The 20,953-nt window shown below is 53.9% G+C and carries 19 protein-coding genes; 3 read left to right on the top strand and 16 right to left on the bottom strand.

Going from position 1 to position 20,953, the window contains the following annotated elements; translation table 11 throughout:
* Positions 1–2 precede the first annotated feature (2 nt).
* The 16 genes from P156_RS0108200 to P156_RS0108125 all read right to left on the bottom strand — a co-directional run bounded on the left by P156_RS0108200 (position 3) and on the right by P156_RS0108125 (position 18,523).
* Entirely contained in the window at positions 3–362 is a 360-nt protein-coding gene (locus tag P156_RS0108200; protein ID WP_027869711.1) for a hypothetical protein, read from the bottom strand.
* Positions 359–2,398: a serine/threonine-protein kinase gene (locus P156_RS0108195; protein WP_255344212.1), complete on the bottom strand. Its 2,040-nt coding sequence runs from the start codon at positions 2,396–2,398 to the stop codon at positions 359–361. The genes P156_RS0108200 and P156_RS0108195 overlap by 4 nt, the downstream gene beginning before the upstream one ends.
* Positions 2,385–3,476 carry an FHA domain-containing protein gene (locus P156_RS0108190; protein WP_027869709.1) on the bottom strand — a complete coding sequence of 364 codons (1,092 nt, stop codon included), beginning with the start codon at positions 3,474–3,476 and terminating at the stop codon, positions 2,385–2,387. Before P156_RS0108190 ends, P156_RS0108195 begins: the two co-directional genes overlap by 14 nt.
* A 32-nt stretch (positions 3,477–3,508) precedes the next feature.
* Positions 3,509–4,357 (bottom strand): hypothetical protein, encoded by an 849-nt coding sequence (locus P156_RS0108185; protein ID WP_027869708.1) that lies wholly within the window; start codon positions 4,355–4,357, stop codon positions 3,509–3,511.
* A 128-nt stretch (positions 4,358–4,485) separates the two neighbouring features.
* The gene (locus tag P156_RS0108180; RefSeq protein ID WP_027869707.1) at positions 4,486–5,271 is read right to left on the bottom strand and encodes a hypothetical protein; all 786 of its coding nucleotides are present in this window, start codon (positions 5,269–5,271) and stop codon (positions 4,486–4,488) included.
* Positions 5,272–5,384: 113 nt separating this feature from the next.
* The gene (gene buk / locus P156_RS0108175; RefSeq protein ID WP_027869706.1) at positions 5,385–6,464 is read right to left on the bottom strand and encodes a butyrate kinase; all 1,080 of its coding nucleotides are present in this window, start codon (positions 6,462–6,464) and stop codon (positions 5,385–5,387) included.
* 4 nt (positions 6,465–6,468) lie between these two features.
* Entirely contained in the window at positions 6,469–7,347 is an 879-nt protein-coding gene (locus P156_RS0108170) for a deoxyribonuclease IV (protein ID WP_255344211.1), read from the bottom strand.
* Between the two features lie 34 nt (positions 7,348–7,381).
* Positions 7,382–8,470, bottom strand: coding sequence for an ornithine racemase Orr (gene orr / locus P156_RS0108165; RefSeq protein WP_027869704.1), 1,089 nt, complete (start codon positions 8,468–8,470; stop codon positions 7,382–7,384).
* A 2-nt stretch (positions 8,471–8,472) separates the two neighbouring features.
* On the bottom strand, positions 8,473–10,269 hold the full coding sequence (locus tag P156_RS12115) for a GlmL-related ornithine degradation protein (protein WP_369770492.1): 1,797 nt from the start codon (positions 10,267–10,269) through the stop codon (positions 8,473–8,475).
* A gap of 236 nt (positions 10,270–10,505) precedes the next feature.
* Entirely contained in the window at positions 10,506–12,758 is a 2,253-nt protein-coding gene (gene oraE, locus P156_RS0108155) for a D-ornithine 4,5-aminomutase subunit OraE (RefSeq protein ID WP_027869703.1), read from the bottom strand.
* Between the two features lies 1 nt (position 12,759).
* Positions 12,760–13,134, bottom strand: a complete 375-nt coding sequence (locus P156_RS0108150) for an ornithine aminomutase subunit alpha (RefSeq protein ID WP_027869702.1) — start codon at positions 13,132–13,134, stop codon at positions 12,760–12,762.
* 104 nt (positions 13,135–13,238) lie between these two features.
* Positions 13,239–14,645, bottom strand: a complete 1,407-nt coding sequence (gene ortB, locus P156_RS0108145) for a 2-amino-4-oxopentanoate thiolase subunit OrtB (protein ID WP_027869701.1) — start codon at positions 14,643–14,645, stop codon at positions 13,239–13,241.
* Positions 14,645–14,944 carry a 2-amino-4-oxopentanoate thiolase subunit OrtA gene (gene ortA / locus P156_RS0108140; protein ID WP_027869700.1) on the bottom strand — a complete coding sequence of 100 codons (300 nt, stop codon included), beginning with the start codon at positions 14,942–14,944 and terminating at the stop codon, positions 14,645–14,647. Before ortA ends, ortB begins: the two co-directional genes overlap by 1 nt.
* 101 nt (positions 14,945–15,045) lie before the next feature.
* On the bottom strand, positions 15,046–16,107 hold the full coding sequence (gene ord, locus P156_RS0108135) for a 2,4-diaminopentanoate dehydrogenase (protein WP_027869699.1): 1,062 nt from the start codon (positions 16,105–16,107) through the stop codon (positions 15,046–15,048).
* A 322-nt stretch (positions 16,108–16,429) separates the two neighbouring features.
* A complete protein-coding gene (locus P156_RS0108130) occupies positions 16,430–17,827 on the bottom strand; it encodes a sigma-54-dependent Fis family transcriptional regulator (protein ID WP_027869698.1) in 1,398 nt (465 codons plus the stop codon).
* A 483-nt stretch (positions 17,828–18,310) separates the two neighbouring features.
* The gene (locus tag P156_RS0108125) at positions 18,311–18,523 is read right to left on the bottom strand and encodes a hypothetical protein (protein ID WP_027869697.1); all 213 of its coding nucleotides are present in this window, start codon (positions 18,521–18,523) and stop codon (positions 18,311–18,313) included.
* A 194-nt stretch (positions 18,524–18,717) separates the two neighbouring features.
* Between P156_RS0108125 and P156_RS12885 the strand changes: the two genes are divergently transcribed.
* The 3 genes from P156_RS12885 to P156_RS0108110 all read left to right on the top strand — a co-directional run bounded on the left by P156_RS12885 (position 18,718) and on the right by P156_RS0108110 (position 20,924).
* Complete coding sequence (locus tag P156_RS12885; RefSeq protein ID WP_051600850.1) at positions 18,718–19,050, top strand: helix-turn-helix transcriptional regulator; 333 nt, start codon at positions 18,718–18,720, stop codon at positions 19,048–19,050.
* 100 nt (positions 19,051–19,150) lie between these two features.
* Positions 19,151–19,567 (top strand): DUF4854 domain-containing protein, encoded by a 417-nt coding sequence (locus P156_RS0108115; RefSeq protein ID WP_027869696.1) that lies wholly within the window; start codon positions 19,151–19,153, stop codon positions 19,565–19,567.
* 154 nt (positions 19,568–19,721) lie between these two features.
* The gene (locus P156_RS0108110; protein ID WP_027869695.1) at positions 19,722–20,924 is read left to right on the top strand and encodes an iron-containing alcohol dehydrogenase; all 1,203 of its coding nucleotides are present in this window, start codon (positions 19,722–19,724) and stop codon (positions 20,922–20,924) included.
* Positions 20,925–20,953 lie beyond the last annotated feature (29 nt).

The raw sequence follows: 20,953 nt of genomic DNA, 5'->3' as shown, positions 1-20,953 counted from the left end.
TGTTATAACTCTTCTGTTTCATCCAATAGTTCCGTTTCTATTACGATCGCTCGGCCCGGAGCAGCATGGTGTGCAGACTCTGTGCCCTGGGCTGCGGTTGCCGATACGGACTCGCCGATGTGCAGATTGCCGGCCGCGTTCTTTCTTGCCTGGCTCAGCCTGACATCACTGAATCGGGTTCCGGTATCCTGCAGGAAACGGCGGTTAAACTGATACATGGACACGTCCCAGCTTTGGTTAAGGTACTTCCACAGGCTCACAAAGCCGACGATCAGCAGGATCACTCCCAGCACGACCATGGCAAGCCCTATGTTGACATAATGGCTGATGTTTCCAAGCACCAGACTAAGACTGTCGATCATTGCAGACTCCCTCCCATGACAACGATCTGCTTCTGTTTCTTTATTTCCTTATAGACCTCCGGCAGACCGCGGCTCTGCGGGTATTCCGCACGTTCATATGCCTGCAGAAACTTGTCACAAAGCCCTGGATCCGACTCATACTCTGTATTCAGGTTGGAGATCTCTGTTGCATACGCATAGGCCTCCCAAAAAGCCGCCTGTCTCTTACTATGCCTCGCATACGCCGCTATTGTCGTATGCACTTCTTCATAACGAAATTGTTCCAACTGCGCACAGATCTTCTTTTCGTAGGCGTTCTCGTTGCAATCGTTCTGATTCAGAACTACGTCAGCCTGTCTGATCGCGGCTTCGTATTTCCTGCCCTGGTAATAAGCATCCAACAGCATCACATTTCTGGTGTAGTCCTGTTGGTCCCCTTTCTTCAGAACGCGAACCGCCTCTTCATTCTGATGATTCTTCATGTACAGTGCACCGGCCTGGGTGATGGCTTTCTCCTTCAGCTCCGGATTATCTGTAGTGGAAATCAGCTTCTCATAGATTCTGACAGCTTCGTCACTCTTTCCCTGATGCTCCATGATGTACGCATCGAGATACTTCTTATTATCATCATTGGTATCGCTAAGGTGCTCTTTTAGGACGCGGTTTGCAGCTTCGTACTCGCCCATCAGTGTATACGTATACACCTCAGCAAAATAAATTTCCTCCTTAAGATCCTCGTCCGGATCCCTTTTCAATGCCTCTTCATAGGCATCTATGGCGTCTTTGCAATAGTCAGCCCTTTTCTCCCGATTATTCTCGGAGGACTCTGCTGCATAATACAGGGTTTCTCCCTTCTGTGTCCACATAGAGGCAGATTCTTCCAGAAACGCATATTGCTCTATATCATTATCGATCTCTTCTGCAAGATCTCCATACACCTCCGGCAGCTTCTGCGATTTCAAATTCGCCAGCCTGACGGTGTACTCCCCAACATAACCTTCCGGCCGACCAGGATCGAACTCCTTTGCTTCACGGTATTTATCCAATGCCGTTTTCATCATCGCCTGATCATAGTCGCTATCCGCCTTCTCAATCAGCTGTTCGTACTTGTTGTCGTGGATCGCTCCCGTCAGGTACACCCCAAGGCAAAGCAGGATCACCCCCAGAGAGAGTGTTCCGATCGTCAGTTTTTTCCTGATCTTTCGCTTCTTTTCCGTCTGCTTTACTGCCTGTTCAAAAGCATCCAGGGTCTGCAGTTGATATAGGATCTCATTGAAACTTCGATACCGCCGTTCCGGTTTCACATCAATACAGCGCTTCAGGATCGCCTGGAGTCCTGCAGAAGGGATCCTGTCTATATTATGACGCATGGCCTGCATATGACGCCGTGCGTTGGTGCTCATCACCAACGGACTCTCTCCTGTCAACAGCATATAGAAGGTGGTGCCGTACTCATAGATATCCGTCTGTTCTGTGGCAGGTGCTCCCGCATATCGTTCCGGCGGCGTATATTCCTTGGTCCCCAGAAGCCTCTTGTCAGCATAATCGACTTCTTCTGTCCATTTTGCCAACCCAAAGTCGATCACCTTGATCACGCCCTCCGCAGTGACCATGATATTGGTGGGTTTGATATCCCGATGGATCACCCTGTGCTCGTGGAGGTAAGCAAGGGCATCTGCCACATCGGACATCCACAGCTGTGCGGTTTCTACATCCAATGGCCCCTGTGTCTCCACGACCTCCCGAAGCGACACCCCTTCCACCAACTCCTGCAGAATATAGATGTAGTCCTCATCCTCTGGGGCTTCGATGATTCTGGGAATACTGGGATGATTCAGCTGCCGAAGCATTTGGACTTCTCCGAAAAGATCCACCCCCTTGAATCGATTCTTTCGTTTCAGGACCTTCAGCGCATGTCTTACAGGAAATCTGTCTGTGCTCTCCACACAGAATACGCCTCCCATGCCGCCTTCTCCCAGCGGCCCTATTACCCTGTACCTGTTTCGGAAGACCTTTTTGACACGCTGCTCTATCTCATGTATATCAAAGTTCTTCAACCGTATACACCCTCTCGCCTATCTGCACAGTATCGCCTGCCTCCAGAAGGACCTCCCTTTCCGGATCGATCTTTTCTCCGTTCAGCGTTACTCCGTTTGTAGACTGCATATCGTAGATGTAATATCCGCCGTTTCTTTTGGAGATATAGCAGTGTTTTCTGCTGATGCCCTTTGCCTGGATCACATGATCTACATCCCCCTCCTGACGTCCTATGACAAACAGGTCCTTACTGATTTCGAACCGATCACTCTCTCCGGTGAGATCATCCTCCCACACAAAGACGATTCCACCGTGCTCTGCATAGTCGATCATCTCGGTCAGCTCTGCGTCTGTTTCCTCTTCTTCTTCGAGGACTTCTATTTCATCGATGACCGCGAACGACTCACTGTCCTCCGGCATATCCTCTGCCTCAAGGATTTCCGAGGCCTCTTCGATCTCTTCGAGGTCCTCTACCTCCTCGATCTCTTCAACCTCCTCGACCTCTTCGACCTCTTCTTCCGGCTCGCCTTCTTCGATGACCTCGGCCTCTTCTCCCTCCGGGAGTTCCTCGATCGCTTCGACCTCTTCGACCGCTCCAGCCTCCTCGAGATCCTCGATCTCTTCCAACTCCTCCACCGACTCACCGTCGTCGAAGGTATCTATCAGAAAGCCCGTGTCTTCCTCTTCCATCTGCTCAGGTGTGATGGAAGCGCGGCGAGCTTCCTGGATCCGGCGCATCAGCTCCTCCTGGAAGATGGTTAACTTGAACTTCTCCTTGCCGATACGAATGGTCTGCCCGTTTTGGAGCACGCAGGCCTCTCCCTCCTGCAGTTTATGTCGTTCCACAAAAGTTCCCACATAGGAGCCAAGATCCACCAGCACTATATTTTCGTCCAGCAGCTCCAGTGCGCAGTGCCTGCGGCTGACAGAGTATTCCACCAGAGGAACATCCACCATTTCACTGTTTCTTCCGATGGTTACAGGAAGGTCAAATATGCGCAACTGGCACTTTTTCCCGGCGAGTACTGCAATCGGTCTTCTTTCTTCTCCATCTGTCCCCTGCTCCATACCGGACATTTCATTCTTCTTTCCAAACATTATTTACCTCCTGTCAATCATGCTCAACGATGCTACTTGACCTCCCAGGTTTTCACATAACGACCAGCCTCAAAATCCTGCATCGCCTCGTTGATCGAATCATATCCTCCATAGCACTCATTGGCCTCCAACGCTCCGTCTGCAACCAGATCCCTCAATTTCCCGAACTCTGTGCTCTTATTGATCGGAGATAAGGAACTCCAAACGTGGTAATCGTTATACTCATCCTTGACTCTGAATACACACACCAGATAATCCTGATACTCTTTCTCAGGGTCTTCTCCGTCCTCTCTCGAAAAATAGGTTTTTTCGTGCGTGACCTTCATACCAGAGTGATTATCGATCACATACTTTTGGAGCATATTGACCGCAGTGCTGACACCTTCTTCACCCACCGTGTTCTTCAGTTCCTCACCGTTGGCAAATCGCTCAATCAGTCCATCTACCTTACACTGCAAAGTGTCATTCGTCACCTTGATCTTGGCTTCCTTCGCCCCCTCCTCGTCATACACGGCTTTCACCACCAGCGTATCTCCATTATTGAGTCCGTTTACCTTGTCAACCTTGTAGCTGACGGTTTCCAGAAACCGTGCCCCGGCCTCTGTCTTCGCATTCTCCTTCACGACCGCATCCAGATACCCTTCATCATTGACACCCTCTACGTACCCTGTTCCACTGTAACCTGCAACCGTTGGTGGCTCAATCCCTTTCATCAGGTCGATCTTCTCAAAATCGAAGAATTTCTCATAGATTGTAAATCCTGCCAGACCGATCACAATCACTGCAATGACTGTAAGTACGATCACCTTTGTTTTTCTGCTGATGGGTCTTATTTCCTGCTTTCCGGAATTGTTCCCAAGACTTCCATAACCACCTTCCATATTATCCTCCTTAACATTTTAACCTGAAATTATTATATCATATGACCTGCCATTCAGGCTATATTTCCCCGAACTACTTTGTCAAAAAAAAAACAGGGGGTGTAGTTAACACCCCCGATTCCTTATCTTCATTCCTCCTCCACGCTGAATGCCATGAGTTTCTCCACCACCTCATCGTAGCTGACGGCCCCCTCCTCGTCACCACGTTCCACCTGTTTCAGCCAGGTATCCTTGATTAGATGAAGGGGCCTTTCCTCTTCTTCCTCTTCCGGGCAAATCAGATCCAGATACTTGCGAAGCAGCTCCGCAGACTCCGGCAGCGAGGCTGCCACCTCGCTTTCCAGGAACGCCTCCACGTGCTCCCTGAGTGCCGGATCCGGCAGCAGGAAGTGCTGGCAGAAATCAAACAGTTGCTTCAGATAGTTGACTTTGTCCTTGGACAATCGCAGATCCTGGGTCACGAACTGAAGAGTCAGCTTACCTGCGGCGATGGACAACTGCCTCTCGTCGAAAGCGTAGCGCACCGCAGCGATATGCCGCTGGGCACCCATATTCCTGGTGGTGTCGCCGTATTCCTGTTCCAGGCGTCGGATCTCCTCCGCACCGACCTGATGAGGAATCGCGTTCCGATAGACGCGCAGGGCAGCCTCTGGAAAGGCGGCGCGCAGACCTTCGATCTGGGCGGGAATCAGGTCCACCAGGACTCGCGTTGGGTGCGTAGGCGCGGCAGGTGCGGGTGTTGCCGCGCCCGCCTCCGCCGGCCCTTCCGCTGCCCAGGCCGGCGGCCAGGCGTCCAGCCAGTCCTTGAAGGCCGCCGCAGGCAGTATTTCTCTGACGGTTCTGTTGTCGTGATCCACCACCAGGATGCTCTCCTTTCCCTGGATCATGATGGTTTCAAATCCGATCGTTTTCATACTTCTCTCCCTATGCCAGTACAGAATGAAACAACCGGCGCAGCACGGTGCGCCGGTTGCATATTTGGCAGGCGCAAAAACGCCCGCGCTAAAGCTTTGTGCTTTGTGCCTGATTAGAGTTCCTTGATCTCTTCTTCGCCAGTGAGCATGCGCAGGGTGCCTGCAGCCAGAGCTTCCATCTCGCTCTCGCCCGGCATGACCTCGATGTGACCGATGTGCTTGCAGTACTTCTGGATAGTCTCTACCAGGAACTGGAAGTAGGCGAGTCCGCCGGTGAGGATGATGCAGTCAACCTTGCCCTCCAGACAGCAGGACAGGCCTGCGATGGACTTGGCGACCTGGAAGCCCATGGCCTCCACGATCATCTTGGCGTAGTGATCCCCCTCCTCGATCTGGCTCTCGATCTCGATGGCGTCCTTGGTGCCCAGATAAGAGTAGAGGCCGCCCTTGCCGGCGATCAGCTCTTCCATATCCTTCTCTGTGTGCTTGCCATCAAAGCAGAGCTTCTTGAACAGCAGGAGAGGAACACCGCCGGATCTCTCCGGTGCCATCGGGCCGTCGTCGTATGCGGCAGAGTCGATGACCTTGCCTCCTTTCATGGCGTTGACGGTGACACCACCACCCATGTGGCAGTTGATGAAGTTCATATCCTTGTAGTCCTTGCCTACGGAAGTGGCATACTTGATCGCCTGCGCACGGGAGTTCAGCAGGTGGACAGCACCGTACTTCTCGATCTCTGCGATTCCGGTGACCTTGGCGATATCCAGCAGGTCGGTACCCATGGTCGAGTCATAAATGAAAGACGGGATGTTCATGGGCTCTGCGATGGAATAGGCCAGAAGCGCGCCCAGGCTGGATGCGTGCTGAGGAAGCTCGGGGCTGGCCATCTTGTTGTACATCTTCTCATTGATCCTATAACCACCGCCCTTCAGGCCGAACAGCATGCCGCCTCTTCCAACAACGGCGGACAGGTTCTCCAGATCATAACCGATGGCGTTCAGCTCGTCCAGGATGATGACCTTACGGTAGTTCTTCTGAGAAGCTACATTCGGGAACTCCATGATGCGCTGCTCATCGTGTACGATGTTCTTCTTGAAGAGAACTTCTGTATTGTTTTTTGTGAAAATAGTGATCTTTGTGGATGTGGATCCCGGGTTGATGACCAGGATGTCCTTGATTTCTTTTGCTTCCATGCTTTCAATTCTCCTTTTCACCTTTTAACATTGCTATTTCATCCCCGTAGCCGGCGAGGCTCTCCTGCGGTGTTTCCAGAATGCAGGGCAGCCCCATGAGCCGCGGATCATAGATGACGTTTCTGATGGCCTCTGTTCCCAGATGGCCTTCGCCGATGCGGGCGTGCCGATCCTTTCGCGCGCCCAGTGGATTCTGACTGTCATTGATGTGAAGCGCCTTCAGCCGGTCTAGCCCAATCTCCCGGTCGAACACCTCCAGCACCTCGTCCAGGTTCCCGTCGATGTCATAACCAGCATCGTGTACGTGGCAGGTATCCAGGCAGACTCCGAGTTTCTCCTCGTGTTCCACCCGCCGGATGATCTCCGCCAATTCTCGGAAATCCCCGCCAATCTCGCTGCCCTTCCCCGCCATGGTCTCTAACAGGATGGTGGTGGACTGCTCCGGCCGAATGACCTCGTTCAAAAGCGCCGCAATCATCTCGATGCCCGCTTCCGCGCCCTGCCCCACATGGCTCCCCGGATGGAAGTTGTAGTAGTTCCCCGGCAAGTACTCCATGCGCTCCATGTCCTCCGTCATGGCCATCCGGGCGAACTCTCTCACCCGCGGCGTAGCGGAGCACGGATTCAGGGTGTACGGCGCGTGGGCCACCAGCGGTCCGAACCGGTTCTCCGCAAGCAGCTCGCACAAAGCCGTCGCATCTGCAGGGTCGATGGCCTTGGCCTTTCCTCCTCTGGGGTTCCTGGTAAAGAAGGCAAAGGTGTTCGCCCCGATGGACAAAGCCGCCTTCCCCATGGCAAGAAACCCATCCGCACTGGACAGGTGACAGCCGATATACACAGGCCCTGCGCCGGCAGGCCCATCCGTTAATTTTTTATCAGACAATGACATTATACTCCACCCTGACTGATTTGTCACGCTATTTTACGTATTCTCTGCTGACATAAGGGCTGGTGGCAACCTTCAGCATACCACCATAGCCCAGAGTGAAGGAAACGATGTCCCCCACCTTGTAGTCCCGGTCTGCGTGGGTCACGTCCAGGATGGTGTGATCGGAGCTTCCTCCCATGATCTCGATCTGGGGATCCACCGGGGTCATGCTGTCCAGGTCTGTGTCCTGCTTGCCGATGGCAATGATGGCACGTTTCATGATCCCTCTGTCTTCATAATAAGGTTTCTGTCCAAAGGCATCCACACCAACCTCGCCGATGGGCAGGGAGGGCTTCTCCTTCAGCTCCACGATCTGTGCCTCCAGGGTCAGGGCATCACCGGTAGTCCCGGGCAGATCTGTCTCGTACGCAGTGTCGTTGCCCAGCAGGAATGCCTCCCCCAGACGAAGGTTGTTGATGCCTTCCGGCAACTCGCCCCTGTCCACCAGATAGATGGAGCTGGAGTTGCCTCCGGAGACCATCTGCAGCTTGTGGCCGGTGCGCTCTTCGATGCTCCCGGCAATCTCCACCAGCTGGGACAGGTTGTCGTACTTGGGAATAATGGCCCCGTAGCAGGTCAGATTGACGGCGATGCCGTAAAGGTTCACGTGCTCCAGACCCATGATCACATCCACAGCCTCATCGATGAGTTCCTGGTTCTGGAAGAAGATTCCCTCGCGGAGATCGCCCAGGTCGATCATCAACACGATGTCCTGCACCTTGCCGACCTTCCCGGCTTCCTCATCCAACAGGCGGATGGAGGAGATCTCGGAAATGAAGCATACGTCTACGTACTTCACTACCTCCGGGAGCTCGTCGTGCATAGGGATGCGCAGGAGCACGGTCTTCTTGCCACCCTCATGAGCGATGTCCACATAGCTGGCGATGTTCTTCACACGGGAGTCCGCCATGTAATCCACCTTGGGGTCCGCGGCGATCATCTTTGCCATCTCCGGATCGGCACACATTCCCTTGGTGACGATCATCAGGGAGCATGCTCCCCTGTCCTTGGTGATGGCCGCCACGGCATCCAGGTTCTGCTGCAGTTTCTTCAGGTTTACTACCATCTTTGGATACATAATCAGTCCCTCCTGTTCTTCGGGTTCTTAGGGTTGCTGGGGCACTGTACGTGGGTGCATATATGACACTCCTTGTTGCAGTTGTTCCAGGGTTTGCTGCGATCTATCTGATCGGTATCCCTGGCCTTATCCGCTTCCTCCAGGGCCTCTTTCTGCTTTTGGTTCCATTCCGGCTGGTTGCCGCCGCCCTCCATGATGCTGCGCTTCTCTGCGTTCACGTAGGTACCGTCCGCCTGACGGGCATTGGCGCCGCCGATGGGCTCCTCGTCCTTGTAGCAGCTCATATCGTAGCCCAGGTCTTCCATCTCCTTGATATGCTCCTGGTACTCTTCTTCCTTCTTGTCCTTGGCCGCCAGCTCTTCGTCCAACTCTGCCATGGCTTTGGTGTTCAGCGTGTAGATACCACTGTCATCTGTCTTTTCCGGGAATTTGAAATCCAGGCTCTGTTCCAGCAACCGGATCGCACCCTCCCGGTGAGTCTTGGATAGCACACCCAGTGACGCCATGAAATAGTCGTTGTCCACCAGGATCTTTGCGTGCTCAGTCGGGTAGAGGCCCATGCCGGTCACGTTCTGGGCAGCAATCTCCTTCATGATCTCTACCCTGTGGGGCAGACGGGTGAGCGCGCCACCGGTGCCGATGATGTACTTCACTGGAGTCAGATCCTTTCCCTCTGCCACGGTGCTCCGGCCGGATGGGCCATAGATGTGGCGAAGTTTGCCGGCATGACGTTCAGTCGCCTTGAACACAGCCTCCCTGGTGAGCCTTTCTACCAGTTTGATCTCATCCTCATTTCTGGGGATCGCTCGATAGGTTTCCAATGTCTTATCCAGATCGATATGAAGTTCGTTCTCGCATTCTTCTCTCAATTTCTCTTCGCCGATGGACTCGATGACCTTGTAGCGGTTGACGTACACGCCAAGGTCCCCCTCTACGGTCCGCTTGGCCTTGGGTTCCGGACTGGTCATGATCCTGGCCACCTTGTCGGACTCAACACAGACAGAGTGCAGATCGGTGGTCGCACCGCCCACGTCCAGCACGATCAGGTCACCCAGGCAGTCGTACAAAACCTTGGTACACTCCATGACGGCACCAGGAGTTGGGATGATGGGTCCATTGACCATATCGCGCACGTGCTCCATGCCGGGAGCACGGGTGATGTTGTCCTCAAACGCGTCCTGGATCACCTTCCGACAAGGCTCCACGTTCAGTTCATCGATCTGCGGATACACGTTGTCTACAATATAGACCTCCTGCCCGCTGTCCTCAAAAATGAGCTTGATCTCTTCCTGGTTCTCAACGTTGCCTGCGTAGATGATGGGCACCTTCAGCCCCATGCTCCGGATCATCTCTGCATTATCCAGAGCAGTATCTCTCTCTCCGTAATCTACACCGCCTGCGATGAGGATCAGATTTGGGTTGATCTCCTTGATCTTCTTGATGTCGGTGCGGCGAAGCCTTCCCGCGGTGACATTGTGGATGATGGCGCCCGCGCCCAACGCCGCCTCCTTGGCCGCCTTGGCGGTCATGTCGTACACCAGGCCGTGGACGGTCATCTTCAGGCCGCCAGCCGCCGAGGACGTAGCCAGCATCTCATCGTATTCGATGCTGTCGATCCCCTTCTTGCGACAAAGATCGTCCACCGCACCCTGCAAGCCGATACGTACATCCCCCTCTAGCACGGAGGTCGGTGCCTGCCCCTGTCCCCAGAAGCACGGCCTGTCCGTATCCAGATCGGTGAATGCGTTGACTACTGTGGTGGTGGATCCGATTTCTGCTACCAATACGTCTACTTTCATATATTATCTCCTTGTTCATCCTCCTTCGTCCAACCGAGAGGGCTTCTTCTGCTATTTCCGAAAACCGTATGGAATAATCGCTAATATTGGTGATTATTCCATACGGTTTCCCGGGCATAATTCCCGGCGCTGCAACAGGCAATCCGAAGCGCATTGTCTCGTGGGCGCCGGCGAAATATCCGTCGCCCCTTCCTGAAAAACAGGGGCGGGCATGCGCCCGCCCCACTTCAGACGATTTAGTCCTCGTCGATGCCCTTCAGGTGGCCTCCCGGTGGAAGGTCGCCACGTCTTCTCATGGCCTCTTCAGCCAGGAAGGTAGCAACGTCGATTCCATGAGAATCTCTTCCGAAGCCCTCGTCGATGCCGGTAGCTCTTGCGTCCTCAGGAGTAACCTGAGTACCGCCTGCAGCGATGATGACTTTGTCCCTGATGCCCTTCTCGATGGCCAGGTCGTTGATTCTCTTCATGTTCTTGTAGTGAACGTTGTCGTGGGAGATGATGGTGGAAGCCATAATTACGTTGGCGTCCAGCTCAACTGCCGCGTCGACCAGCTTCTCTACAGGAACGGATGTGCCGAGGTAGTTCACCTCGATACCCCACTTCTCGATTCCGCCGTGCTTGATGTTGATGATCTCACGCAGACCTACGGAGTGCTCGTCGTCTCCAACGGTTCCGCAGACAACTCTCATGTGATGATCCTGGAATTCCTTGTACAGAACGGAATCCGGCAGGTGATGCGGCGGTGGAGGCAGTACCAGGGTCTTCGGGTCGATATCGAATGGAACCTTACCCTTCAGCTCGATTCTGGTACCCTCAGCCGGGTGCATGATCTCCTTGGAGATGACTTCTGCATTCTGCAGTCCCAGTCTCTCAGCAACCTGCAGTCCGGTAGCTTCAGCAGTTCTGACGTTAGCCGGTACCATCATGGTCAGCATGATCATACCGTCGCCGCACCACTCAACTTCCGGAATGATAGCGTCGCCGTCCAGATACTTCTTGACTCTTGCCAGTCTGGTGTTGACGGTATCTTCTTCTTCCAGCTCGTCGATGTAAACGATCTTGCTTCTGTCTTCGAATGTGCAGCCGCCGATCAGTGCGGACGGGTTCTCAGGATCTCCGCCGTACTGCTCAACGTTGTTGTAACCGAAGTGAGCGGTGACCGGAGCCATGTAGTCGTCTTCTCTCGGGAAGATGAATCCATATCCTACGCCGCCTTCCGGGTTACGTGCGATTCCGTCGCCGTTTCTGGCAGGATACTTAGCGGAGTCAACGAAGAATCCCTGTCTGACTGCCTCAAAGTAGCCGCCTACTTCGACGATCTCTTCCATGAACAGAGTCGCTCTTTCCTTGATGTCTCTTGCCATCTCTCTGAGCGGTCCATCCTTCTTCAGCTCAACCAGCTCGTTGAATCCGTCCATGTAGACGAAAGACTGCTTGGCATTGTCGATGGCTTCCATATTGTAGATGTGCCAAGGTACGTTACGTCCCTCATCCGGTGTGATGGTGGACTGGATGTCAGCTCTGGTCAGCTTGGAAATAACCATGTTCATTACGTGTGTAACGGTAGCCTCACGGACGGAGGAGCAGATGTACTTGGTGTTCTGCTGAGCTCTCATCTTGTAACGGTCGCAGATGTCTCTCAGTGCGACTGCGTAAGGCAGGTCCAGATACATAGCCGGTGCCGGTGCAGCATCTGGGGGTACGGTGGACAGGGAGATGTTCTCCGGCTTGATGCCCACCTTCTCGGAGAACAGGGAGTTAATGGCGTGCTGTACGATCAGCTCCGGCATTACCTTCCATGCTTCTCTTGCGGTAGCGTTTGCGTTATGAGCTCCGTCGATCTGCAGAATGTCAGCCCATGCCAGGACTTTCTTGGATTCGCAGGCGTCTATGAAGGATCTGACGCAGTTGATGTCTCTGTAGAGTACGTTGTACTGAGGATCCTGGTGAGCACCGTTGATTCCTTCTTCTGCGAACATAACGGCTATGTCCGGACCAGCAACGCCGGATACATAGGAGTGGTAGTTCAGTTCGCGGCCGATCTCATCCTCGATCAGATCCAGAGCCTTTCTCTGTGCTCTGACCTGCTTACGGGTGATAGGAACACCGCCGATACCCTGCGGAGTACCCTCCATCAGGCCGTCGATGTGGGACTGTCCCATGTGACGGATGACCATGATATGGTCAGCGCCATGCCATGCGCCCATTCTCATTCTTCTGATATCGTCCTCAAAACGACCGGATGCGATCTCGGTGGTGATGACCGGCATCGGCTGCGGATCGATGTCCTCAAAGAACTTTGCCGGCGGCAGGCCAACGCTCTGCTTCAGCGGCTTGGACATGTCATGGAATTCGAAGGGACCCATCTTGATGTTGGGAGCCGGCTCTCTCCAGTGCCAGCCTCTTCTTCTTGGCTCGTACTTGTCGAGGTCCTTCAGAATCTCACGTACGTCCAGTTTTTCGTTTTTCTTTAATACCATATCTGCCATCTTACTTTCCCTCCTTAGCATTGAAAATCGCTACGGCCTCATCCCAGTACTTGCCCTGGGCAAGTCCTACGGATGCCTCACGGATGGAGAGTCCCAGATCCTTGGAAACTCTGTAGACGATGTGTCCGGTTCCATGACCGATGAGACCTCTGTCCATAGCACCCTCTACGATCTTCTGTGTGTCCAGAGAGGAAACGCCCATGCGCAGAAGAACCGCTCTCTCTACGGAAGGAGTGGTGTTCTTTCTGCCCAGCTCGAGCAGTGGATCTACGACCTGTGCGCAAAGCTCCCAGAATCTGTCGTAGAGCTGCTCATCTGTAAGATCGGCGATACCCTTTTCTACTCTTCTTTTTTCAAAATCGTCTTCTCTTATCATTCTCTTTTCTCCTCTAATCAGATCCTTCGCCGGGCTGCGCGAATTCACAGTCCGGCAAAGGTTTACACGCGTAGTCAGCTTGCACAAAGCTTTGTGCAAGAAACCTACAGACCCAGTGTCTCCTTGACGAAGGCGACGTCTGTCTTGGTCTCAGCAGCCAGGAATTCCAGGTCTTCCTCTGTCGGAGTGACACCGCCTGCCTTCTTGACAGCCTTGCGGATGCAGGACTGACGGAAGTGGTTCAGGTCAGCATCGTGGCACTGGATGAGGCCAGGATCTGCCGGCAGAATGATGTTCTCGCCCGGCTTGTCTTCCTCTGTCGGGTTTCCGAAGCGGATCTCGATACCGTTCTCTCTTGCGAAGGACAGCTGCGGCTGGATGTGCTTTCCGGCACCGGTGTACTCTGTCTCGGAGATGACGAGGATTGCGTCCTCGGGTAGCTCCTGAGCCAGGGAGAAGGCTGCCGCCAGTGCGGTGTTACCGGCAGGGCCTCTCTCGATTCCCTCCAGGTTAGCCAGCATCTCGGTGACGTACATAACTTCACCCTGCTTGACGGTGACGTATCTATCCATGTAACGGAGCGGTCTTGCCGCACTTCTGGGAACGTCGGAGTGATCCGGATCGGTCGCGTATGGTACACCGAATCCGGTGTGTCCTGTGGTGCAGGACTTCAGGTTGAAAGCTTTGTCGGAAGCCATGGAAAGTCCGGTCAGGTCGATGGAAGCAGCCACCATGGTGGTGTTCACAGCACCGGCTTTCAGCAGACCTCTGGCAGTTCCGGTCATCATGCCGCCGCCAGCGTTGGTGCAGACCACCATATCCGGGTCTTTGCCAACCTTCTCGCGGCACTGCATAGCGATCTCATAGCCCAGTGTCTCTACGCCTGCGATTCCGAAGGGGGAGTACAGGGATGCGTTGAAATATCCGGTGTCCTCCAGTACGGACAGGAAGGTGTAGAACAGCTCAGGTCCTACGGTCAGCTGGATGACCTCTGCGCCGTAAGCCTCGCACTTACGAGCCTTCTCGACAATCTCCGGCTGGCCAACGCCCTTGGAGTCATAGCACTCCTGAACGATGATGCAGTCCAGACCCTGCATAGCTGCCTGAGAAGCAACGGCTGCGCCGTAGTTTCCAGAGGTAGCGGCGATAACGCCCTTGTAGCCTAACTTCTTCGCGTGTGCCACTGCGCAGGCGGCTCTTCTGGCTTTGAAGGAACCGGAAGCGTTTGCTGCTTCGTCCTTCGCAAAAATTCTTGCACCATAGCCAGGCTTGGCGTATTTTCTGGACAGAGCGGAGATGTTTCTCAGCTCGATCAGCGGAGTGTTGCCTACTGCAAACTGGGACTGGATCTTGTCGATCTCTTCCAGGGTGTACCCTGTGTCCTTCATCAGTGCCTCATAATCGAAAGCGATGGAGCCGGACTCGTAAGTCGCATAGTCAAGGCCCAGAGCTTTCTTCTGGATCTCGTTCGATCTTCCCATTACGGAATCATAGTCCTTTGCCAGTGCCATTACTCGTCCCCTCCTTTCATGATCTTTCTGAGCTGCTTGTCGATCTCGATGATCTCTGGTACGAACTTACCATAGCTGTGTGTATAGTAAGGTCCTACCTCGATCAGGGTTCCCTTCTCGATACGACCAACTGCAGTCTTTACTTCAACAACATCGCCGATCTCAGCGTCTGCCTGGAGTTCTCCCTTTGTCCACATTTCCAGGTCACACTTCTGAGTATCTTCAGGAATCTTAGCGGTTCTCTCCTCGGCTTTCAGTACTACTGAGTGGATGCGCACCCAATCACCTTTTTTTGCCATTTGATTCATACTCCTATCGTGTAAATGTATTAACGGATACGCTGAGGGGAAAGATGTCTTTCCCCTCAGATGGTTTGCTTCGCAAATGGGGTTAGGTCTCCCTACTTAACCAGCTTGCAGTCCTCGTCGATCAGGTCTCTGAAGTCGCCCATGATTGCGTGGGGAACAGGGATGTCGATCATGGTCTTCAGGCCCGGCTTGGCGTTGATAACGTGCGGAATGCAGTTCATGATCATAGCCATGGTGCCGATTCCACCCTCGATCTCCGGGTTGTTGGCCATGTTGACTGGCGGAACAGCGTCCAGGATGACGTAGTCACCAGTGTGGATGCCGACCTGCTCAGGCTCGATCTGCTGCGGGTGATCCATGTCGATCTTTCTCTCGCCATCGATATCGACCCAGCCCTTCATGGCAACGCCTGCTACGCTTCCAGCCTTGGCGAATCCATAAGGAGACTTTCTGTCAACGTCAGTAACGATGGGCTCCATGTCCTGACCGAACTGATCCCACTTCCAACCCAGTGCGTCGCACATCATCATGGTGGACTCAGCAAATCCTACGTGACCAGCCATGGTGCCGGCAGCCTTTCTCTTCTCGAACTCCTCGACGGAGATGCCGATGCCCTGCTCTTCCATAACAGCCGGTCCGAACGGGGACAGGGAGTTAACTCTTCTGGAGGTGATGTGGTTGACCTCCTCGCAAGCGGCGGTCCAGAGGATGACCAGCAGGTCCATAATCAGACCCGGGTTGATGCCGGTGCCCAGTACGGTGACACCGTTCTTCTTTCCGCACTCATCCAGCTTCTTAGCCAGTTCCGGCTCCTGTGCCTGCGGATAAGCCATCTCCTCTGCGGAAGTGATAACGTTCATGCCTCTCTCCATAACGAAGACCAGCTTGTCGAATACATCCTTTGTGAACGAGTTAGTGCAAACGACAACGATGTCAGCTGCGCCCGGCTTGATGACTTCCTCTGCGGTGCCGACGATAACGTCAGCTCTGTCGCCCTGCTCGATGCCAGGAACTACGTCATAGAGGTTCTTGCCCAGCTTATCACCGATATCGATAGCACCGACGATGTCAACGCCCTGCTTCTTTGCCAGCATTTTTCCGATTCCGCCGCCCATAGCGCCGAGTCCCCAAAGGATTACCTGTACGTTTTTCATTTGCTTTTCTCTCCTTTTCTCATAGTGAGTGAAACAACGATATTCCATGTGGCACAAAGCAGGCCACATTGAAGTCAAGATGACAATAAGAAGTAAACGCAAGTTTTGTGCCAACAATATTCCTGTATACATAATACAGAAAACGCGCTTTCCGCCTTGCAGAAATGGTATCGAACCCCTTTCTAACTCCGATAATTCCACGATATGTCGACAACATTCCTGTGAAGGGAAAGGTAATCGATCATATCGCTTCTATTTTTTACCATTCGTTCGTGACAGGCGCGCCAATATATTTGCATATATTACGCAAAATTATTGGCACCTATTCCTTTAGTCCGTATTTGCGGAGCTTGTGTTGCAGCGTCTGCCGCTTGATCTGGAGCAGCGCTGCAGTCTTTGTGATATTGCCACCGCAGTCCATCAGCGCCTCCCGGATGATCTCCTTCTCCACGCTGGCCATGTGCTCGTACAGCGGGCCGCGGCGCCCCCACTTCTCCACATCTTCGCCGATCTCGTTGAAATCCATGGGCATCTGCAGAAGCCGCTCGCTGAGGACGTGCTCGTTCTCAGCCATGGACACAGACTGCACGATGATGTTCTCCAATTCTCTGACGTTGCCCGGATAGTCGTACTCCATCAGCTGACCCATGGCACTTTCCGAGACCATCCAGACTTCCTTGCCGAAACGTTCGTCATGCTTCTGCAGGAAGGCATCCACCAGCAGCGGGATGTCGTCCTTCCTCCTGCGCAGGGGAGGGATGTTGACGCTGACCACGTTCAGCCTGTAATAGAGGTCTTTCCGGAGTTTCCCCTCTGCGATCAGTTTCTCCGGGGCCTCGTTGACGGTGGCGATGATCCTCACGTCCACCGGGATATCCGTACTGCCGCCCACCCTGCGGATATAGGATTCCTGTAGCACGCGCAAAAGCTTGCCCTGCAGCTCGTAGGGCATGGCGCTGATCTCATCCAGCAACAAGGTACCGCCGCTGGCCTGCTCGAACAGGCCGGCCCGGTCGATGGCACCGGTGAATCCTCCTTTGGCGGTTCCGAAGAGGATCCCCTCCAGCAGGGACTCGGGAAGCGCCGCACAGTTCTGCGCCAGGAACGGCCTCTCCCTGCGACGGCTGGCGTAATGGATGCTCTGGGCGAACAACTCCTTCCCGGTACCGGTTTCACCATAGATAAATACAGAAGCGTCATTGCCGGCAGCGCGCTCCGCCCGCCGTTTCACCTCCGCGAAGGCTTGGTTCTCTCCGATTAGGTCACCAAAAGTATACCGAGGGATCCCCGGGTTCTTTGGTTTCCTTCTGGCCGGAAGTTTCTTCTCCTGCAGTTCCAGGATGGTATCACTCATGGACCGGATGTTGGTGATGTCGTTGGCCACCTCGATGGCAGCGACGGTCTGCCCGTCCACCTTCACCGGAACCGTGCTGTTGATGGTGGTGATCTCCTTCCCATACAGATTGGTGTAGGTCTGCTCTCTTTTGCGGATAGCAACGCCCTTGCGAAGTGCCATGTACATGGTGGACTCGCTCAAGGGAATGCCGGGGAAGACCTTGTGATATTCCTTCCCCACTACATCGGAGACTGTCAGTCCTTCGTTCGCTGCCATCTTCTGGCTGTAGAAGAGACCGACCCCGTCCTTGTCTACGATATAGACTCCCTCCTCCATCAGGTCGATGAGCTGACGGATGATTTCCTCATATTCTCTTGGTTCCATTCTTTCCTCCATTCTACCTTCAGTATACCACCGGACAGGAATGGACGCAAATTATTTTGCCCCAACACACCTATGTCCCAAGCCGAAGAAAACGCCCCCAGCCGGTGACCTCACGGACGAGGCCGTGTATGAGGTCGCGCTGCACTGGTCCGTTTCCCAAATTCGATATATCACAGATCCTGTTCCCATTTTTCATTTTGATAGCCACCTGGATACCAGAATCCTAAAAAACAGCCTATTCTGTATCCCGAAGAGCTGTTTACAGAAAATCTGTTGCCAACTCCTCCGAGATCTTTCGTCAGGATACCAAAAACCGGCTTTTTGAGAAAAACCGTATCCACGGGCCCTATGTTGTGTGTTTGGGAGACAGAAACGCCTTTATTTGCGTTTTGGGCAACCGCCCCTCTAAGAAAGAACAAGAGGCTATCTCTTTTGAGACAACCTCTCCCAGGGCCGCGCCCCCTCCGGAGCTTCGCAAGGAAATCACTCCTGCTTCGCGGTCTTAGACCACTTCCACCGCAGAAACCCAGCCACATTGCCGATCAGTAGAAACAACAGGAATGCGAGCATCAGATCCTTTCTGAAGGTTGTCCTCCAGATCCATAGTGCGCCGGCAAACGCGATGGGTATGTCCGTAACCACTGACAGAAGCGTGCCCGCAACTGCAGTAATCACCACATTGATGATGATGTTCATGGTCACCTCCTCTTCTAAAACTGACTATATTCTCAATATAGCATACACCCTCAGAAACGTAAATGAACATTTTGTTTATTTATTGCACAGCTTATAAATCCACTTGCTTTTCTCTTCCCTTCGTTTTAATATTGTTATTAGACGATGAATCAGCAATGACGCTGTATCAGCGCCGAATGGAAAGGACCGGACACATGAGGATCAGACGAGACGAGGGAACACGGGATGAACTGGACGGGATCGATGTAGAACTCATCGCTGCCGTTTCCGATGCACTGGCGCACCCGGTCAGGCTGGCTTTGTTCCGCCACATCATGCAGTGTAACAAGAACATGGAGGCGGTGTGCACCGGCGATCTGGTGGCGTATTTTGACTATGCCCAGGCGACCATCTCCCAGCACATGAAGCGCCTGGTGCGCTCCGGCATCGTGGACACCCACAAGGTGGACAAGTACACCTACTACTACGCCAACCTGGGAACGCTGATGCGGTACATCAACGCCACGAAAAAATTCAGTGTGTTATAAGATCCAGCAGATTGGGAGTAGCCAAAAAAGCATAAATATGGTAAACTTAATTTATCCTCGAATTAGAAATCGGACACATCGGGAAGGAGAAAGGACGACAATGATGAGCAAAACAATTCGTACGCCACTGGTTCTGGCGTTGATAGCTGCCGTGCTAGTAGTCATGACCGCCTGCGGCGGGAACACCCTGGAGAAGTACTTCAATGAGCACCCGGAGGAGGCCAAGAAGGTAGAGAAGGCCATGAACGCCTCTGGCAGCGGGCTGATGGAGTGCTCCTTCAGTGCCAAAGAAAATACTGCCAACTATATCCTGAAGTTCACCAAGACCTATTCAGAGAGTGATGTAGCGCAGTTGAAGAATGCACTTGAGAAGCAGTGCGAGCGTGACAACGACAGATACGTCTCCTTGATCAAGCAGATGGAGGAGAGTACTGGACTGGAGGGAATCACCTGCCACATTGAATACCAGAACGGCGATGGATCCGTCATCTTTGAGACAGACATCTCGCAGAAGTAACCTTGCAGGATAGACACAGGATGAGCCGGTGCGCGAGGCACCGGCTCTTTTCTTTTTTTCGGACCGCCATGAGGCCTTGCCATTCACTGCATAAGGTATTAAAGTATTCTTTATAAAAGAGTCAACTGATTTTCGGTAAAGGAGGTACCAACCAATGCGAAATTTCACATACTATTCCCCTACCCGGATCGTATTCGGGCAGGACACAGAGAAACAGGCCGGAGAACTCTGCAAGACCTGCGGCGGCAGCCGGGTGTTCGTAGTTTACGGCGGGGGCTCTGCCAGGAAGAGTGGCCTTCTGGACCGCGTGGCTGAGAGCCTGGAGGAGGCAGGACTGACCCACATGGAGAGCGGTGGGGTTCTTCCTAATCCCCGTGTTTCCACAGCACGTCGGATGGTGAAGGAAGCCATCGACTTCGGCGCAGATTTCATTTTGGGCGTCGGCGGAGGCTCTGTTATCGACACGGCCAAGGCGGTGGCCCATGGGGTTGCCAACCCGGATACGGACATCTGGGATTTCTGGACCAAAAAGGTTCCTCTCACAAAGTCTCTTCCGGTAGGTGCAATCCCCACCCTGGCCGCAGCCGGCTCAGAGACCTCGGACTCCTCCGTCCTCACGTTGGACGACCAGGAGCCCTGGACCAAGCGCGGCATCAACACCGAGTTCAACCGCTGCCAGTTCACCATCATGAACCCCGCCCTCACCCAGACCCTGCCTGTATATCAGATCGCCTCCGGCGTGGCAGATATTTTCATGCACACGGACGAGCGCTACTTCACCACGGTCCTGGGGAACCATCTGTCGGACGAGATGGCAGAGGGACTTTTCCGGGATATCACCAAGTACGGCCCCATAGGGGTGAAAGATCCTTCCAATTATGAGGCTATGAGCGAGATCATGTGGTGCGGCTCTGTCTCTCACATCGGCCTCACCGGACTGGGGGCCAAGGGGGATACTCCCCGGGACGGGGATTGGGCCATCCACCAGCTGGGCATGGCATTGTCTGCCCTCTTTGACGTGACCCATGGCCCTTCCCTCTCAGCGGTGTGGGGCAGCTGGGCACGCTTTGTGAAAGACGAGAACCCGGCGAGGTTCGCGCAGCTGGGCCGCCGGGTATTCGGAGTGACTGCCGCAGATGACAACATTGCCGCGGACCAGGCCATCGACGCCGTGGAGAACTTCTACCACAGCATCGACATGCCTACCAGCCTCCACGAACTGATGGGACGCGAGCTCTCTCAGGAAGAGCTGGAAGCTGCCGCCAGGGAGTGCTCCTACAACTACACCCGCAAGATTGGCACCTTCCGGGTGCTGGATGCGGACGATATGCTGGCCATCTACAGGGCCGCACAGTAGTCGGCGCACCAAGAAAGGGCATCCTGCTT

Source organism: Eubacterium sp. AB3007 (assembly GCF_000688015.1).
Classification (GTDB): domain Bacteria; phylum Bacillota; class Clostridia; order Peptostreptococcales; family Anaerovoracaceae; genus Aminicella.
The sequence above is the reverse complement of the archived record's forward strand: the minus strand, read 5'-3'. Positions and strand labels throughout refer to the sequence as shown.

Excerpts from the sequence above, each read along its gene's own strand:
- P156_RS0108115 (WP_027869696.1), top strand. The coding sequence starts at position 19,151 with ATGATGAGCAAAACAATTCGTACGCCACTGGTTCTGGCGTTGATAGCT.
- P156_RS0108180 (WP_027869707.1), bottom strand. The coding sequence starts at position 5,271 with ATGAAAACGATCGGATTTGAAACCATCATGATCCAGGGAAAGGAGAGC.
- P156_RS0108125 (WP_027869697.1), bottom strand. The coding sequence starts at position 18,523 with ATGAACATCATCATCAATGTGGTGATTACTGCAGTTGCGGGCACGCTT.
- buk (WP_027869706.1), bottom strand. The coding sequence starts at position 6,464 with ATGGAAGCAAAAGAAATCAAGGACATCCTGGTCATCAACCCGGGATCC.
- P156_RS12115 (WP_369770492.1), bottom strand. The coding sequence starts at position 10,269 with ATGAAAGTAGACGTATTGGTAGCAGAAATCGGATCCACCACCACAGTA.
- ortA (WP_027869700.1), bottom strand. The coding sequence starts at position 14,944 with ATGGCAAAAAAAGGTGATTGGGTGCGCATCCACTCAGTAGTACTGAAA.
- oraE (WP_027869703.1), bottom strand. The coding sequence starts at position 12,758 with ATGGCAGATATGGTATTAAAGAAAAACGAAAAACTGGACGTACGTGAG.
- P156_RS0108200 (WP_027869711.1), bottom strand. The coding sequence starts at position 362 with ATGATCGACAGTCTTAGTCTGGTGCTTGGAAACATCAGCCATTATGTC.
- P156_RS0108185 (WP_027869708.1), bottom strand. The coding sequence starts at position 4,357 with ATGGAAGGTGGTTATGGAAGTCTTGGGAACAATTCCGGAAAGCAGGAA.
- ortB (WP_027869701.1), bottom strand. The coding sequence starts at position 14,645 with ATGGCACTGGCAAAGGACTATGATTCCGTAATGGGAAGATCGAACGAG.
- orr (WP_027869704.1), bottom strand. The coding sequence starts at position 8,470 with ATGTATCCAAAGATGGTAGTAAACCTGAAGAAACTGCAGCAGAACCTG.
- ord (WP_027869699.1), bottom strand. The coding sequence starts at position 16,107 with ATGAAAAACGTACAGGTAATCCTTTGGGGACTCGGCGCTATGGGCGGC.
- P156_RS12885 (WP_051600850.1), top strand. The coding sequence starts at position 18,718 with ATGAGGATCAGACGAGACGAGGGAACACGGGATGAACTGGACGGGATC.
- P156_RS0108150 (WP_027869702.1), bottom strand. The coding sequence starts at position 13,134 with ATGATAAGAGAAGACGATTTTGAAAAAAGAAGAGTAGAAAAGGGTATC.
- P156_RS0108110 (WP_027869695.1), top strand. The coding sequence starts at position 19,722 with ATGCGAAATTTCACATACTATTCCCCTACCCGGATCGTATTCGGGCAG.
- P156_RS0108190 (WP_027869709.1), bottom strand. The coding sequence starts at position 3,476 with ATGTTTGGAAAGAAGAATGAAATGTCCGGTATGGAGCAGGGGACAGAT.
- P156_RS0108130 (WP_027869698.1), bottom strand. The coding sequence starts at position 17,827 with ATGGAACCAAGAGAATATGAGGAAATCATCCGTCAGCTCATCGACCTG.